We start from the raw sequence: 16,925 nt of genomic DNA on the forward strand, positions 1-16,925 counted from the left end.
CTGAGTCTGGATTTCCTAAAACGTTAATCTTAAATAACTTCCTAAAAACTTACCACTTTTATCCGATGAAAGGGCTGTTTAATCTGATGACTGTTTGCGATACACTGCGCGCCACTATTTTCGAAAATCTGAGCGTTATGTTTACCGGAATTGTACAGACTCAAGCAACGGTGGTCAGTGCCGTTTTACGTGAAGGGATCATGAAACTGGTACTGTCGGTCGACAGCCACTATTTGGAAAAGCTAACTCATGGTGCCAGCATCGCAATCAATGGTTGTTGTCTGACCGTGACTGACTTTGAGGTCAGAGGGGCAGATGTCGTAGGTCAGGTGTCTTTTGACGTGATTGACGAAACACTTAAGTTGACCAATTTGAGTGCGTTACAGCAAGGTGATCGGGTCAACTTTGAGCGCTCTGTTACCTTTGGCACAGAGCTGGGCGGGCACATTGTATCCGGGCATATACATTGCCAGGCTACGATCTTGGCCTTTATTCGCGAAGCCGACAATTGCCGAATTAAGCTTGCAATACCAGAACAATGGAAAAAGTACATCCTGTACAAAGGCTTTATCAGTGTCAACGGTGCGAGTCTAACGGTAGGCAAACTTGAAGAAGATGGCTTCTGGTTGCATCTCATCCCGGAAACGCTGGCCCTGACCAATATTGGTTTAGCCCATGTTGGAGAGGTATTTAACATTGAGGTTGACCAGCAAACCTACACGACAGTGAACACCGTAGAGCACTATCTGCGTAAAAACCGAGGCAATTTCTCGTTGTAAGACAGGCACACTCAGTGCCTGTTAAAACACTTGCTCGTCGTCTGAATCTACCCTCAATTCAAGTTTATTAATTGCGTAGTCAATGTGCATATTCAAGTGGATTGGATTGCAACAGGCTGCGCAATCTTCGTAATAATCCTGATCGCCCTCGCTGGCGTCCAGACTAACAAAGATATGGTGGCCGCAATGCGGACAACTAATACGTTGGTCATACAGCTGCTTCATGAGTTTACTCCAACGAGTTTTCCATTTTTCGCATTAATAACTATAGCAGCATTGCGGATTATTACAGTAAAGTTGCACTTATTTGTACAGGGTTTCAATGTGGCTGGCAGCTTGTTTCAGGTAATCTCCTGCAAACATATTGGCATGGCACAGCAGCGGGTATAATTGGTAGATACGGCGGCGCGCTTCGTACCCATCAAGGCGTGGATAAATGCTGTCGTAGCCTTCATAAAACGCGTGGGGCAAGGGGGCAAAGAGCTCACTGGATGCCAGGTCGACCTCTCTGTCACCATAGTAGCAAGAAGGGCAAAACAAACAGGGCTTGCCCTGTGCAAAGGCGATATTGCCGCGCCAGAAGTGACCATGCAGTAAAGAGGGGGCCACCTGATGCGGCAACATGGGCTTAATGTGTTCAACAAATTGGTCAATATCGACCAGCTTAATGCCTTTTTCGGCTAACAGCTGGAGTTGCCAGGCGATGCGTTCCTCTGCGAAGAATACCTCCCACTTTTTGTGCCACTGGTTGGGTTGTGCCAAATCAAAAAAGTAGTTGTCTTCTTCCAGGCCATACATTTGTTGTTCATGGCGTGCGTGTAACTTGGCCAAGGTGGTGCCGCAGCTAAACCAGTCTTCAAGCTCTCCTGATGTTTCCAGCCACTCTAGTACTAAAAAGCAAAATTCAATACTTGAGCCTATTGTGATGGTGTCAGCGACCAGAAAGTCACTGTCGCGGATCAGGGTGTCGTGGTTACGGGCTTCGCATTCAAAGCGCTCGAGTGCCTGGACATGATCGACTTTAACCAGATAACTGTGATGATCATTCTCGATTTTAAATAAACGCGCATGCGCGTTGCAGGGCAATTGCGTTTTTCGGGTGTACTCGAAGTGTTCATGGATTGCATCACTGATATACTGGTTTACAAGATTCCACATAGTAGCGCCATGGTTAAGTACCACACATATCCTAAACTATGATCGATTTTTGCTATAACACAAATACTTGTAGAGAGATTTAAATTCACTACAATATGCGGCCGAACAAAATACTCAGATCACAAGAGGCACTGATGAGTAAAAGTTTAGCGACGAATATCCTGGCCGCTGTAGTTGTACTGCTGGGCTGGCTGTTAGATCTTGACGTGTTGTTGACTATGGGCTTATTTGCCTTGTCCGGGGCCGTGACCAATTGGCTCGCAATTCATATGTTGTTCGAAAAAGTTCCGGGCCTGTATGGTTCGGGTGTGATCACCATCAAATTCAAAGAGTTCAAGTCGGCCATTCGCAAGTTGATACTCGAAGAATTCTTTAACGATGACAAACTACGCAGCTTTGCCAGGAAAAACGAAATCCAGCTGGACCTCAAACCTGTGATCACACAGACGGACTTATCGCCTGCGTTCAATAAGCTGGTGCAGGTGATTGAGGCTTCTCAGTTCGGCGCCATGTTGGCCATGGTAGGCGGAAAAGAAGCGATTGAACCGATGAAAGACAGCTTTACCGATAAGATGAAAGAAGCGCTGTTTGAGATCAGTGAAGGTCCGGAGTTTCAGCAACAACTATCGGGATTACTGAGCAGTGGTCAGTCGGTTGATGCGGTGAAAGTGGCCATTGAACACGCCGTAGAAGAGCGCCTGGAAGAGTTAACGCCGGCGATGGTCAAGAGCATCATTCAGGACATGATCCATACTCATCTTGGTTGGCTGGTCGTCTGGGGTGGTGTCTTTGGTGGTTTGTTTGGCCTGATCGCGGCTTTGATATAACCTAGTTGCGCTACAATTGGCGCATCGTGACGGGCGTTAGAAGTCAGTCACAATGCGCTGTATGTATTTCGCACACTTATCTTGAACCCGAAACAACGACTGCCTGTTTACTGTCAGTCATTGCAATATCTCGGATAGAAGTGTCTGTGGTAAAGTCGATTTTCAGCAAGCGCGCCGTTTTATGCAGCGCAAACTTTTTGGCAAACTGAGGCACAGTCATATCGTTACAGACGAGTTTGTCGGCAACAATGGCTCTGCTGATGCGATGGTCTTGTAGCTCTTTAATTAGTGTGAGGCGGTGGTTGGTCCCCACTGCGACACACAGTTGGGTCGCAACACTGTTATCTGCTGCTACAAATTCAACATTTCCGGCAGTGGCAGACAAGCTGGTGGCCAGAAGTAGTGGGGAAAGCAATAAAGTCGCGGCAATTTTCATGATTCTCTCCAGATTTATACAAAGCTCACAACAAGTATTAATGCGAACGGTGCAAAATGCTGTAACCATGAAATAACCGAATGTAAGTAACTATGTCTGCTGTAAAAACCTCAAGTAACAAGCTGATTTTAATGATATAGTTGTGTCTGACGTAAGCTCAAGCTGGGCTTTTCCTGGGCAATTATTTTTCGATTAACTATTTTTCTTTGTTTTATTATAGCGATGTTTTCGTTTGATTGAGCTCAGATTAATACCTGTGTCAAAAGTATGTCTATGCTTCTGTAAGTGTGTCTGGTTGTGGTATGCACCACAGCCGCCTGCCAAACTCTGATGGTAACTGATTCAGCATCTGGTTGTATGTCGCTGAGCAACAACGCTCAACTACGAGCTGTGTTTAGGTTTAGCACGTATGGGGTTGGTAGAGTCACTGGTCAGAAAAGCCAGAAGCGTCGCTCTTGCCTGAAGAAAACTCGAAATGTGCAGATGACCGAGCTATATTGTGAACTGTCGAAACTCAGTTGCAATTTTACGTCAATTGTTAGCCAATAGTCTGCGGGATGATCACTCACGCAGAACAATAAGAGAAAAATGATGCAAAAATTCAAGCCAACGGCGATTGTACTTGCATTAAGTACAGTTCTTTTAGGGTGCCAGGACAAAGGCCCTCAGAAAGAAAAAGTCACCATTGAAAAAAATCCATATCCAAGTACCTATCAGCCTCACAGCAAAGGCTCTACTCTAATCACTAATGCGACTGTACTGACAGGTACAGGTGAATTACTTGAAGACACAGACGTACTGCTAAAAGAAGGTAAAATCAGCCAGGTTGGTAAAGATCTGTCTGTACAAGCTGATGTCACCATTGATGCGCAAGGCAAATGGGTAACTCCTGGGATCATTGACGTACACTCACATCTTGGCGCCTACCCAAGTCCGTCAGTCGAGTCTCATGCCGATGGTAATGAAATTACTAAGCCCAATACGGCGCAGGTTTGGGTAGAGCACTCAGTATGGCCGCAAGACCCGGGCTTTAACCGAGCGCGTGAAGGCGGGATCACTACATTACAGATTTTGCCAGGCTCTGCTAATTTGTTTGGCGGTCGTAGCGTCACGCTGAAAAACGTGCCGTCGCCAACTATGCAGGGCATGAAGTTTCCGGATGCGCCTTATGGTCTGAAAATGGCTTGTGGTGAAAACCCGAAACGTGTCTATGGTGGTAAAGGGGTCGCGCCATACACCCGCATGGGTAATATGGCGGGATATCGTGCTGCCTGGGCAGAAGCAACTGAATACAAGCAGGCCTGGGAGCAATACGAGGCGGCCTATGCTGCGGGGTTGAATCCGGATGCGCCCAAGCGTGATATTCGTATGGATACGCTTCGCGGTGTACTTGACGGCGAAATTTTAATCCACAACCACTGCTATAAAGCCGAAGAAATGGCGATGATGATTGACCTTTCTAAAGAGTTTAATTATCACGCGGGTACCTTCCACCATGGTATTGAAGCGTACAAAGTCGCTGATTTACTTGCTGAAAATGGCAACTGTGCGGCATTGTGGCCGGATTGGTGGGGCTTCAAAATGGAAGCGTACGACATGGTGCCAGAAAATGTGGCAATCGTAGATGCAGTTAAGAATTCCTGTGCTGTTGTTCACTCCGATTCAGACACCACGATTCAGCGTCTGAACCATGAAGCAGCTAAAATCATGAATACCGCAAACCAGGCTGGTTTCTCACTGAAAGAGCAAGATGCTATTAAGTGGATCACATACAATGCCGCTAAATCTCTTGGTATTGAAGACAAAACCGGTTCGGTAAAACAAGGCAAGCAAGCGGATATTGTTATCTGGGATCGCAATCCATTTAGCGTTTATTCCAAAGCTGAAACCGTGTACATAGACGGAGCCAAGGTATATGACCGCTTTGATGAGAAATATCAGGCGGTGAGTGATTTTATGCTGGGTCAGCGCTAAGGAGTAAATGATGAATAAGTTTAAGGTTTCTTTATTGACCAGCGCATTGTTGGCTTCTTCTGCCGCTTTTGCTCAGGTAACAGCAATCACCAATGCCAAGGTTCACACATTGACTGACGCGGGTACCCTGGAAGGGGCAACTGTGGTTATTGAAGATGGCACCATCAGTGCAATCAACCCAGCGAACGTGAGCGCAGATATTACGATTGATGCACAGGGCAGAGTGTTGACACCAGGCTTTATTGGCTCAATGAACCAGCTGGGACTGGTTGAAGTGAGCGCTGTCGCTGGTTCCAGAGATGCTGGTGATGATAAGGCAGACGTTGACTTTGATGCCAGCCCGGCATTCAATCCACGCTCTTCGCTTATTCCTTATGGCCGCAAAGGTGGTATTACGCAGAATGTGGTCGTGCCTCATGGTGGCAAAAGCATTTTTGAAGGTCTGGCATTTGTTGTCGACTTATCGGGTGAATTTAACAGTGTTCTGAAAACGCACACTGCTTTAGTGGTAGATATGGATGCAAGCGGCAGTGGCTCGCGGGCAATGAAATATAAAACCCTGACTGAAAAGCTGGAAGGTCAGCAGCAAAAGCTGTCTGAAAAAGCCAAAAAAGACGCCAAAGAGGCGGCCAAAAAACCAAGCCAGGAAGAGCAAGTTCTGACGGCAGTCTTAAAAGGCGAAATGCCAATGGTTGTTGAAGTTGAGCGCGCATCAGACATCCTCGAGGTTCTAAAGGTAAAAGAGCAGTTTGGCCTTAACCTGGTCCTGTGGGGCGTGAACGATGCCGTGCTGGTTAAAGAGCAAATTGCCAAAGCCAATGTCCCGGTTGTGATCAGTGCCGTTTCTAATTTGCCAACCAGTTTCAGCTCATTACACGCGGATCTGACCAACGCCGGTGAACTAGAACGCGCAGGCGTTAAAGTCCTGTTGTCTGGTTTTGCTTTTGAAGGTGCGCATAACCTGTATCAATTACGCTTTGATGCTGGTATTGCTGTTGCCCATGGCATGAGTTATGACGGCGCACTAAAGGCCGTCAGCAGCAATATCGCGGACGTGTTTGGTTTAGATGGCGGTAAAATCGCCGCAGGCCAGCGTGCCGATTTGGTACTGTGGAGCGCTGATCCGTTTGAGTATAGCACCACCTTAGATAAGCTCTGGATCAACGGTGAAGAGGTGAGTACTGAGTCGCGTCACGATAAACTCAGAGAACGCTATACCACCGATTCTGATATGCCGCGTGCATATACCAAATAATCATGGTATTCAAAAGGCCCGCAAGGGCCTTTTTTGTTAACAAAGAAACGCGTTTTGACCTCGCCCATTTGCGTTTAACCGTTAGAAAAGTAAGACCGCTGGTGCTGTTGAATAGCCTTGCCATAGGATATAATTTGGCTAAGTCTTAAGAGGTTATAAACGTTTGAAGTGGCAAGCTCTGGTCGATAATCGACAGCGATTTTTTTGGGTTTTACAAATTGCAGGCTGGATTGGCTATGCATTAGTAAACTACATAGGGTCAAAAGTATTCGAAATGCGCGATATTTACGTTTTCGTGATCGTGCTCAACGCCTATGCCGGTTGTCTGATGACAGTCCCTCTGCGTTACCTTTATCGAAAAGTTTGGAATGCCAAGCCTCTATTACTTATTTTTGTGGTCTTTAGTGCCTCTTACCTGACCGGCACGTTATGGTCGGTTGTGCAAAAATTCAATATGTGGGAGATCTACCGCCATGGCTACCGGCCAGAGGAGTGGTATTATTACCTGCAGCAAGGTCTGGACTCTGTGTACATCATTTTGTGCTGGAGTGGGCTGTATTTCGGCATTAAGTACTACCAGTTGCTGCAAAGTGAGCGGCAAAAGGCCCTGAAAGCCAATACCATGGCACACGAAGCGCAATTAAAGATGCTGCGTTATCAACTTAACCCCCATTTTCTTTTCAATACGCTCAATGCGATCTCGACCTTAATCCTGGTTGAAGAAAACAAAGATGCCAACCAGATGGTCTCCAGGTTGAGTGACTTCTTACGCTACACACTGAACACAGATCCAATCAAAAAAGTACCGCTTGAGCAGGAGTTACATGCGCTCAAGCTGTATCTGAATATCGAAAAGGTCCGTTTTGATGAACGCCTGGAAGTGGTGTTCGATATCACAGAGGAAGCGCAACAGGCATTGGTGCCCAGTTTGATCTTGCAACCTTTAATCGAAAACTCAATCAAGTATGCTATTGCACACATGGCCAGCGGTGGCAAAATTGAGATAAGAGCCCAGGTTTTTGCCAATGAGCTATTGTTAGAAGTGGGCGATAACGGGCCGGGTGCAACGATAGAAAATGGCCAGTTAAGTGACGTGCAGGGCGTTGGGATTGCCAACACTCAGGACAGACTGAAAACGCTATACGAAAACAACTATTCATTTGTGCTTGCGCACAATACACCTTCTGGATTGAAGGTGAACATACGAGTTCCTTTTGAAAAGGCTGAGAAGTAAAGTAATGAGCAAAATCAGAACGCTAATAGTAGATGATGAGTCCCTAGCCAGAAAAGGCCTGGCGGTGCGCTTAAAGCAAATAGAAGACATAGACGTTATCGAGTTGTGTAGCTCTGGAGAGCAGGCACTTGAGCTGTGCACCAATCAGCAAATAGATTTGGTATTTTTAGATATTCAAATGCCAACCATGAATGGCTTTGAAGTGGCCAGAGCACTCAGTGAAAGTGTTAAGCCGCTGCCAGCCATCGTGTTTGTCACTGCTTTTGATCATTATGCAGTAAAAGCCTTTGAAATTCATGCTTTAGATTACATCCTAAAGCCCGTAGATGACAACAGACTAAAACAGGCGGTTGAAAAAGTGCATAGCTATTTGAAAACACAACAAGACAATGCTCATAAGAAAAAGCTCGCCAGCTTCGTTGCCGGTATCACAGGCAATAACTGCGAAGAAATTCTGCGTAAACTGGCCACCGGCGATACCATTGAAGATAAAAAGTATCCTGAATCAATCGCGGTAAAAGAGCAGGGCGAAATCATTCGCGTTTCAGCTGCCTCAATCCAGTGGATCGACGCTGCCGGAGACTATATGTGTTTGCACTGTTCTGATGGGCAAACGCATATTCTGCGCAAGACAATGAAAGAACTAGAGCAGGAACTGGACCCTAAACTGTTTGTCCGTGTCCATCGCTCGGCCATAGTGAATACCAAGCAGATCAGCAAGCTGGTGACGCAAAGCAGTGGTGAGTATCTGCTGGTGCTTGAAAATGGCCAGGAGCTGAAAGTAAGCCGAAGTTATCGCGACAAAGTGAAAGCGGCATTGGCAAGTTAAGCCAATTCATTGACGATACGTTAATGAGGAAGGATGTTCCGGGCAGCGACGCCACCCGGACTTGTGCTATTAAACGGTGACAATTTTCATTGTATTGGTAGCACCAATGGTTTCCATTGCGTCACCGTGAGTCAGGATCACCGTATCGCCTTGTTCCAGCGCACCTGTTTCGACCAGAGTATTTAGCGCATCGCGAACGGTGGATTCTGCACTACATTCAGTTGAGTCAAAATAAACCGGATAAACGCCCCGATAAAGAGCCGTCTGGCCCAATGTTCTGGCATGTCGTGAAAGTGAGTAGATAGGCAAGCCAGAGCTAATTCTCGACATCAGCTTAGCTGTGCTCCCCGACTCCGTCAGTGCCACGATGGCTTTGACTGAAGTAAGGTGGTTGGCAGCATACATAGCCGACAATGCCAGCGTCTCTGATGTGTCGGTAAACATGCTGTCCAGGCGATGTTTTGAGATATGGGTTTGTGGCTGAGACTCAGCGCCCAGACAAACACGCGCCATGGTGGCGACCGTTTCTTCCGGATAATCCCCTGCAGCCGTCTCTGCTGATAGCATAACCGCATCTGTGCCATCCAGTACGGCGTTGGCTACGTCCATCACTTCAGCGCGGGTTGGCATTGGGTTATCTATCATTGATTCCATCATTTGCGTCGCAGTGATCACAGTTCGGTTCAGAGAGCGCGCGCGGCTGATGATTTGTTTTTGCTTACCGACTAATGCGGCATCGCCAATTTCAACACCCAGGTCGCCACGGGCTACCATAACCGCATCAGAGGCCAGTACGATGTCGTCAATCGCTTCGATTGACTCTACGGCTTCTGCACGTTCAATTTTAGCCAGTAACTGTGCGTCTGAGCCCGCTTGTTCGGCAAGCCCTCGCACGTAGCGCATATCTTCTCCACTGCGCGGGAAAGAGACTGCAATGTAATCAACGCCAATTTCTGTTGCTGTCAGTAAATCTTCTTTGTCTTTGTCGGTAAATGCCGGGGCAGTCAGACCGCCACCTAGTCGGTTGATCCCTTTATTGTTCGACAGAATACCACCTACAGTCACAGTACAGTGCACTTTATTACCTGCAACGCTATCTACTGTCAGCTGGATCAAACCGTCGTTCAGTAGTAATAAATCGCCTGGCTTAACGTCGTTTGGTAATTCTTTATAATCAATACCAACAGATTCAATGGTGCCCTGACCCTTATCGAGATCGGCATCCAGTGTAAATTTGGCGCCGACAGCCAGGTCGACTTTGCCATCTTTGAAAGTTGAAACGCGAATTTTAGGGCCCTGTAAATCAGCCAGAATTGCGACATGTTTATTTAATTTTTTAGCGATCTCTCTCACAGCCTCTGCGCGATCTTTGTGATCCTGCGCTACACCATGGGAAAAGTTCAAACGGACAACGTTTGCACCTGCGCGAATGATTTTTTCTAAGTTATTATCTCTATCTGTAGCTGGCCCTAACGTTGCTACGATTTTTGTGCGTCTAAGCATCAGGTTCTCCTGTTGACTTGTCTCGGTGACTTGATCCAGATAACTTGCTGGGTTTTAAGAAAGAAATATCTTATAGCCCTTTTTAACATGCAAATTAAATTATATCATCTATATGAACTGATTATGACACCGGTGTCAGGTGTCGTCAATCACGACTTTTTGTCAGTGAGATGCCACACTTATCTAAAATTGTTTGATTTACAACCAGATAAGCGGGATCAGCCAGGTAAGCTGAGCGCTTTATATCCCACACAGCTGGGGTATAATGACGGGCGTTACCGATAGATTATAGAATTTGTTACCGAGGAGGAAACTTAATGCAAGTTGCATTAGTTGGTTTGGGTGTGATGGGGAAAAACCTCGCGCTAAATTTGATAGAACAGGGCATGACATTAGTTGCCTATGATAAAAACCCGGATGCGGGCGCAGAGCTGTTGAGTTGTGCGCAGTCATTGGGCATTGCCGAGCGCCTTCACATAGTTTCCGATCTTGCTGACATGGTGAAAAGATTAGATACGCCAAGATCTGTGTTACTTTTGGTTCCGGCTGGTGAGCTGGTAGATAAGGTGTGTCAGGACTTAATCGAAGCCGGCGTAGAAAAGGGCGATATCATTGTTGATTGTGGTAACAGTAACTACAAAGACGGAATTGCACGCAAACTGAAGTACCAGAACAAATTCGAATTCGCCACAATGGGTATATCAGGCGGAGCGGAAGGCGCCAGACATGGGCCTGCTATGATGGCCAGTGGCTCAGAAGGTGGCTGGGAGCGCTTAATCCCTTGGTTTGAAAAAGTTGCCGCAACGCATAATGGCGAGTCTTGTTTCGCGCGCGTTGGCCAGTCTGCCAGCGGACATTTTGTTAAGATGGTGCATAACGGGATTGAATATGCGCTAATGCAACTTATCGCAGAAATGTATCAGTTGTTGCGTATTGGCACAGGGCGCACACCTGCACAGGTTGCTGAGGTATTCAAAAGCTGGTCAGAAGGGCCGCTTAACAGCTATCTGTTGGCGATATCCAGCCATATCCTCAGCCTGGAAAGTGACAGCAGCGAAGCTGTGGTTGATCTTATTGATAACAAGGTTGGCGCTAAAGGAACCGGTCTGTGGACGGCGCAAAATGCCCTTGAGCTCGGTATTGCCGTACCGTCTTTGGTGGCTGCCGTGCAAGCCAGACACCTGACCAACACCATAGACACGCCTGCTGCGAAAGAGATGACCTATGCGCAGCGTGCTACCAACAGTGTCGACTTAGACCTGGATGAGCTGAAAGATGCGTTCTATTTTGCCAGCCTGCTTTGCTATCGTCAGGGCCTGGCGCTGATAAAAGGGGCATCCAGGTCGCATCAATGGAAAGTTGACCTTGATAAAACGCTTCAGACATGGCGCGCAGGATGTATCATCAGAGCCGATTACCTGGATGATATTGCCAAGGGCGTTGAGTTTTTAGATACCCTGGAAGGCCCGGCGAACGCATTGCGCAAAATTGCAGGCCAGGCCATCCAAAGCGGACTGGCATTCCCTGTACTCACGTCAACACAAACCTACATCGCAACGCTGAGTACGCCGAGCAATGGCCATTTAGTACAGGCGCAGCGCGACTATTTTGGCGAACATGGTATCAAAACACACAGTGGCGAGTCGTGCCACCTGACTGACCTTACGCACATTGATGCGAAAGTCAGATAATCTCTGAGTTACAACAAAAAAGCCCGGTGCATAAGCCCGGGCTTTTTTTGACAAAGAGAAAGACTAACGTGTTAGTTCGCCACGTAGATTATCCTGCATCAGATGGCGCACAGTTTCTAATTCCAGGCCTTGACTGAATAGGTAGTGTAACTTAGTTAAACAGGCTTCCAGCGTCATATCGTAGCCGCTGATCACGCCGCAGTTCAGTAAGGCGTTTCCGGTTGCATAGCCACCCATATTCACCTGGCCCTGAATACACTGGGTTAAGTTGACAATCACCACGCCTCTATCTGAGGCAGCCTTAAGCGCGCTTAGTATATCCTCCTGTTGCGGGGCATTACCGACACCAAAGCTGAGCAGAATAAGCGCTTTGATATCGCTTTGTAACACATTTGCCACCATAGCGCTGCTGATCCCCGGGTACAGGTGAAGCACAGCGATAGGCTGTGAGGCGATTGGTGTAACGCGCAACGCCTGATCAACATATGGACTTAGCTGGCCCTCAAGCAATTGAATATTAATGCCTGCCTGGGCCAAAGGGGCCATGTTAGGCGAGGCAAAGGCGTCAAACCCGTCGGCGTGTGCTTTGATGGCCCGGTTACCTCGGAACAACTTGTTATTGAAAAACAGGCTGACCTCAGCAATGGGGTAATTTGCAGCAAGATACATCGCATTAAGCAAATTTACCTGGCCGTCTGAGCGCAGCTGAGACAAAGGGATTTGTGAGCCGGTAATGATCACGGGTTTGGTCAGGTTCTCGAACATAAAAGAAAGTGCCGATGCCGTGTAGGCCATGGTATCCGTGCCATGAAGTACAACAAATCCATCGTATTCTTCGTATTTGCTTTTTATATCATCGGCTATTAGCTGCCAGTGCTGTGGCGACATATCAGACGAATCAATCAGTGGGCAGTATTCATGAATGTCGAACAGCGGCATTTCTTCGCGGGTAAATTCAGCGTTACTTTTGACCGTTTCTGTCAAATAACCCGCGACGGGCACATACCCCCGGCTGGATTGTTTCATACCAATTGTGCCGCCTGTGTAGGCGATATAGATTTTTTTTCTTTTCATTCTGCTACCTAAAAAAAAGCCCGGATCCTGGTCCGGGCTAATTATATCAACTGCAGCATCACAATGCAGTCAAATCAGTGAGACATTATTCACCCACAACGCAGGTGGTACACAGCGTATAGATGTTGTTGGGGTCGTTAAACTGGGTGATCATCGCAGCGCTCTGTTGCACCTGCTGGAAAAGCTGGTTGAGTCCCGCATGAGCAACCGAGTTCAGTGGCTCTTTTGGTTCATCAGCAACTGCCAGCAATGATTGCATGGTCGCTGAGCCGAAGATATCTTGGATCAGTTGCTCTTTTTCCGACAGCGTTTGTTCAACAGTGTAGACTTCGTAATGCTCAAGGTTTGCCATTTTAGCGGCGGCTTCAATCGCCTGCTGCTTGGTACCTAGCTCATCGATGAGGCCGAATTCATGTGCCTGAGTGGCAAGCCATACACGCCCTTGTGCAACATTATCGACGTCGGACGGTGCCAGATTACGGGAATCCGCAATCACAGATATAAACTTCTGATAGGCATCTTCAACACCCATTTGCAATACATGAGCAAATTTAGGGTCCAGACCGCGAGACAAAGAGGAGGACTTCAGCTCAGTGGTTGCGACACCATCTGAATATACCCCCAGTTCTTTGAGTGAGTTTTCAAATGTCAAAATGGTACCAAATACACCGATTGAGCCGGTAATCGTGCTGGGCGATGCCCAAATCTCATTGGCTGATGCAGCAATCCAATAACCACCGGAAGCCGCCACAGAGCCCATAGACGCAATCACAGGTTTACCTGCGGCTTTAATGGCCAACACTTCGTTACGAATGACCTCAGAAGCAAACATACTGCCACCACCGGAATCAATTCGTAACACTACGGCCTTAACCTTGTCGTCAAGCCGGGCTTTACGTAACAGGGCCGCGGTAGAGTCACCACCTATCATGCCCGCCTTGCGCTTGCCATCTACTATGGTGCCTTTGGCAACCACAACGGCTACTTTTTCGACAAAGGGGTTAGGGCCAAAATCGAGCGCGTTAATTGTGGCATAATAATCTTCAAAGGCGATTTGCTTATAGCGCTTTCCTTCATCCTGAGTGCCAACAAGATCAATCATTTTTTGGTTGAACTCTTGATCGGTTGCAAGCGTGTCGACCCAGCCATATTTAATAGCAAACTGCCCGGAATCGCCCGTGACTGAGGCCATTTTTTCCACATACTGCGTTAGCGTTTCGTCAAAGTTTGTTAGCTCAAAACCGCGCTTACTCGCGACATCTTGTTTGTACTGCGTCCATAGCGCGTCTAGCCATAGTTGGTTTGCTTCTTTAGCGGCAGGGGACATGTCATTGCGGATAAACGGCTCGACTGCTGATTTGTAGGTGCCAACACGGAAAATGTGCTGAGTGACCTTGAGCTTTTCCAGGGCGTCTTTAAAGTACATAGGGTAAGAGCCGTAACCACTGATATTGATGCCGCCATAAGGATGCATTGAGATTTCATCGGCGTGGGCTGCCAGGTAGTACTGAGACTGGCTGAAGTAAGGGCTGTGGGCGAAGACCTTTTTATCTGCCTCTTTAAAAGATTCAATCGCACCTGCTACGTCCCGCAGCTTATCCAGGTGGGCATAGTGCATATGCCGTAAATCTAAATACAGGGCCTTAATGCGGGGATCCCGTGCTGCGGTATTGATGGTATTGACGACATCGTCAACCAGCATTTCTTTGGGTAAGTCTTGCTTGCCAAACACATCACCCATTGCTGCATCAATCGGGTCAACATAGGTAAGTTGCTCAACCAATTTGCCTGACAGGTTCAATCGCAATATGCTGTCCTGTGCGACCTGGGGCTGCTCTTCCGCTGAAAAAATACCGATCGCTGCTGCGATAATCAAAAAGAAGAACAAAATGTTCAGCACCAGGCGACGAGAAAAGTTTAACGCGTGCCAGATACCAACAAAAAATTTACCGATCAATTTCAAAGCCGTACCTCTGAATGTCTTAGTGGAATGTACTCATTCTTAATCATAACTTAGTTGCCTCTGCGCCGTTAGAACAAAAACGTAACTAAGTATTTTTATGGCGACGATGGGGTAAAAATCAATCACTTTTCTATCATTGATGGGGCTTTTACAGAAATTAGTCGCGGTTTTTGCTTGCGAAAAAATATAAAATCGTTAATGTTCACAGGTAAGACCAGTTACATTGGGGCACGCAATGTTAGAACAAAAATTACAATTGAAGAATACAGATTTGCGAAATCGCTTGGTCATGGGCTCGATGCACACGGGCCTGGAAGAGGGATGGCATAACAGGAAGCGGCTCAAGGCCTTTTATGAGGAGCGCGCAAAGGGCGGTGTCGGGTTGATCATCACCGGAGGTTATAGCCCGAATTTGCGGGGTAAGCTGACGCCTATTTCCTCCTCATTCAACAGCCGCTATGACATCATCAAGCACCGCGCCTACACGGATGCGGTTCACGCACACGGTGGTAAAATCTGTCTTCAGTTACTTCATGCCGGGCGTTATGCCTATCATCCGTTTAATGTCGCTCCCAGCGAGATTAAGGCTCCGATCAACCCATACACGCCAAAATCTATGTCGTTGAGCATGATCCGCAATACCGTCAAAGATTTTGCCAAGTCTGCCAGAATGGCAGAAAAAGCAGGGTACGATGGGGTTGAAATCATGGGCTCCGAGGGCTATTTGATCAACGAGTTTATGGCTGAGCATACGAATAAACGTCAGGACTTATACGGTGGCACGCTGGAAAATCGAATGCGTTTGGCTGTCGAGATAGTCCGCGCGGTGCGGGAAAAAGTTTCGGCTAAATTCATCATTGTATTTCGTTTGTCTGTAATGGATTTGATCCCCAATGGGTCAACTGCCGAAGAAGTCACAGCGCAGGCCAAAGCACTGGAAGAAGCCGGCGTCGACATTCTTAATACTGGCATAGGCTGGCATGAGGCACGTGTGCCAACGATTGCCAGCATGGTACCTGCCGGCGCGTTTCGTGAGGCATCAAAACGCCTGAAGGACGTCGTAGATATCCCGGTTGTTGCAGTTAACCGCATCAACACGCCTGATCTTGCCAATGATATTCTCAATCAGGGTGAGGCTGACCTTATTTCCATGGCGCGTCCTTTACTCGCCGATCCTGAGTTTTTCAACAAGTATGCACAAAACCAGAGCGAGCAAATTAATATTTGTATCGGGTGTAACCAGGGCTGTCTGGACCATGTGTTTAAAGGCAAGCGAGCAACTTGTCTGGTAAACCCTCAGGCAGGTTTCGAGCTGGATTATCCGCTGGCGCGCACCAACAGTCCTAAGCAGGTGCTGGTTGTGGGCGCCGGGCCTGCTGGTCTGTCTGCCAGCTGCTATCTGGCAAAGAAAGGGCACAAAGTTACACTGATTGACAAGAACGAACATGCTGGTGGTCAGTTCAACCTGGCAATGCGCATACCTGGTAAAGAAGACTTTAAATACACCCTAAATTACTTCCTGAAGGAAGTAACACGTCTGGGCGTGACCATGAAGCTTGGTTGCGAGTATGAGCCGTCTATGGCTCAGTCTTATGATGATATTGTCTTCGCGACGGGTGTGAGCCCCAGACAGTCCAGAATTACTTGCAGCGATGGCAAACGTGTTTTTGCTTACGATGAAGTGATCCGCAAAGAAGTTGAGCTGGGAGACAAAATCGCGATTCTGGGTGCCGGTGGTATTGGTTTCGACATGGTTGCTTTTCTCGCCGAGCAGGCTGATCAGAGTATCGATGAGTTTAAGGCGCAGTGGGGGATTGAATGCCAGCCATCAGACACCGCAACGGGGAAAAAACTTTACATGCTTAAACGCAGTGAAGGGCGCTTTGGCAGCAACCTGGGTAAGACAACAGGCTGGATCCACCGTGCAGTTGCAAAGCATCATAACGTAGAGCAGATAGCTGAGTGTGAGTATATTTCATTCGACAACAAAGGCTTGCTGATTAAGCAAGGGGAGAAAGAACGTGTTCTGGATGTCGACACAGTGGTTGCCTGCATTGGACAAACCTCTAACGATGCCTTGTTCAGTAAAGGCGCTATGCCTGCCAATCAACACGTCATCGGCGGCGCTAAACTAGCGGCAGCCATTGACGCTAAGCGTGCTATTTATGAAGCGCTACAGGTTGCCAGAAAAATCTAGTTAAT

Annotated in this window: 14 protein-coding genes; 8 read left to right on the top strand and 6 right to left on the bottom strand. The window is 47.5% G+C overall.

Annotated elements, in window-relative coordinates; translation table 11 throughout:
- Positions 1-137 precede the first annotated feature (137 nt).
- The gene (locus tag TW77_RS07460) at positions 138-779 is read left to right on the top strand and encodes a riboflavin synthase (RefSeq protein ID WP_046004566.1); all 642 of its coding nucleotides are present in this window, start codon (positions 138-140) and stop codon (positions 777-779) included.
- Between the two features lie 21 nt (positions 780-800).
- Here TW77_RS07460 and TW77_RS07465 read toward each other — a convergent pair whose 3' ends face one another.
- Together TW77_RS07465 and TW77_RS07470 are read right to left on the bottom strand one after the other, a co-directional pair.
- Positions 801-1,004, bottom strand: a complete 204-nt coding sequence (locus TW77_RS07465; protein ID WP_046004345.1) for a CPXCG motif-containing cysteine-rich protein — start codon at positions 1,002-1,004, stop codon at positions 801-803.
- 78 nt (positions 1,005-1,082) lie between these two features.
- A complete protein-coding gene (locus TW77_RS07470; RefSeq protein WP_046004346.1) occupies positions 1,083-1,937 on the bottom strand; it encodes a fructosamine kinase family protein in 855 nt (284 codons plus the stop codon).
- Between the two features lie 134 nt (positions 1,938-2,071).
- On the opposite strand from TW77_RS07470, the gene TW77_RS07475 reads away from it, so the two are divergent.
- Positions 2,072-2,764 carry a hypothetical protein gene (locus TW77_RS07475; RefSeq protein ID WP_046004347.1) on the top strand — a complete coding sequence of 231 codons (693 nt, stop codon included), beginning with the start codon at positions 2,072-2,074 and terminating at the stop codon, positions 2,762-2,764.
- A 76-nt stretch (positions 2,765-2,840) separates the two neighbouring features.
- Here TW77_RS07475 and TW77_RS07480 read toward each other — a convergent pair whose 3' ends face one another.
- A complete protein-coding gene (locus tag TW77_RS07480) occupies positions 2,841-3,200 on the bottom strand; it encodes a DUF3718 domain-containing protein (protein ID WP_046004348.1) in 360 nt (119 codons plus the stop codon).
- A 591-nt stretch (positions 3,201-3,791) separates the two neighbouring features.
- Between TW77_RS07480 and TW77_RS07485 the strand changes: the two genes are divergently transcribed.
- From TW77_RS07485 to TW77_RS07500, 4 genes are all read left to right on the top strand, one after another.
- The gene (locus TW77_RS07485; protein WP_046004349.1) at positions 3,792-5,174 is read left to right on the top strand and encodes an amidohydrolase; all 1,383 of its coding nucleotides are present in this window, start codon (positions 3,792-3,794) and stop codon (positions 5,172-5,174) included.
- Between the two features lie 10 nt (positions 5,175-5,184).
- A complete protein-coding gene (locus tag TW77_RS07490; protein ID WP_046004350.1) occupies positions 5,185-6,429 on the top strand; it encodes an amidohydrolase family protein in 1,245 nt (414 codons plus the stop codon).
- 163 nt (positions 6,430-6,592) lie between these two features.
- Positions 6,593-7,663, top strand: a complete 1,071-nt coding sequence (locus TW77_RS07495; protein ID WP_046004351.1) for a sensor histidine kinase — start codon at positions 6,593-6,595, stop codon at positions 7,661-7,663.
- 4 nt (positions 7,664-7,667) lie between these two features.
- Positions 7,668-8,492, top strand: coding sequence for a LytR/AlgR family response regulator transcription factor (locus TW77_RS07500; RefSeq protein WP_046004352.1), 825 nt, complete (start codon positions 7,668-7,670; stop codon positions 8,490-8,492).
- 69 nt (positions 8,493-8,561) lie between these two features.
- Here the strand turns inward: TW77_RS07500 and pyk are convergent, their stop codons facing one another.
- Positions 8,562-9,995 carry a pyruvate kinase gene (pyk, locus tag TW77_RS07505; RefSeq protein ID WP_046004353.1) on the bottom strand — a complete coding sequence of 478 codons (1,434 nt, stop codon included), beginning with the start codon at positions 9,993-9,995 and terminating at the stop codon, positions 8,562-8,564.
- Positions 9,996-10,312: 317 nt separating this feature from the next.
- Here pyk and gndA point away from each other — a divergent pair, with 317 nt between their 5' ends.
- A complete protein-coding gene (gene gndA / locus TW77_RS07515) occupies positions 10,313-11,686 on the top strand; it encodes an NADP-dependent phosphogluconate dehydrogenase (RefSeq protein ID WP_046004355.1) in 1,374 nt (457 codons plus the stop codon).
- A 63-nt stretch (positions 11,687-11,749) separates the two neighbouring features.
- Here the strand turns inward: gndA and ansA are convergent, their stop codons facing one another.
- A complete protein-coding gene (gene ansA / locus TW77_RS07520) occupies positions 11,750-12,760 on the bottom strand; it encodes an asparaginase (protein WP_046004356.1) in 1,011 nt (336 codons plus the stop codon).
- 85 nt (positions 12,761-12,845) lie between these two features.
- Positions 12,846-14,717 carry a signal peptide peptidase SppA gene (gene sppA, locus TW77_RS07525; protein WP_046004567.1) on the bottom strand — a complete coding sequence of 624 codons (1,872 nt, stop codon included), beginning with the start codon at positions 14,715-14,717 and terminating at the stop codon, positions 12,846-12,848.
- Between the two features lie 241 nt (positions 14,718-14,958).
- Here sppA and TW77_RS07530 point away from each other — a divergent pair, with 241 nt between their 5' ends.
- Positions 14,959-16,920 (top strand): FAD-dependent oxidoreductase, encoded by a 1,962-nt coding sequence (locus TW77_RS07530; RefSeq protein ID WP_046004357.1) that lies wholly within the window; start codon positions 14,959-14,961, stop codon positions 16,918-16,920.
- Positions 16,921-16,925 lie beyond the last annotated feature (5 nt).

Origin of the sequence: Pseudoalteromonas rubra (assembly GCF_000967655.1) — a bacterium.
GTDB classification, from domain to species: domain Bacteria; phylum Pseudomonadota; class Gammaproteobacteria; order Enterobacterales; family Alteromonadaceae; genus Pseudoalteromonas; species Pseudoalteromonas rubra_A.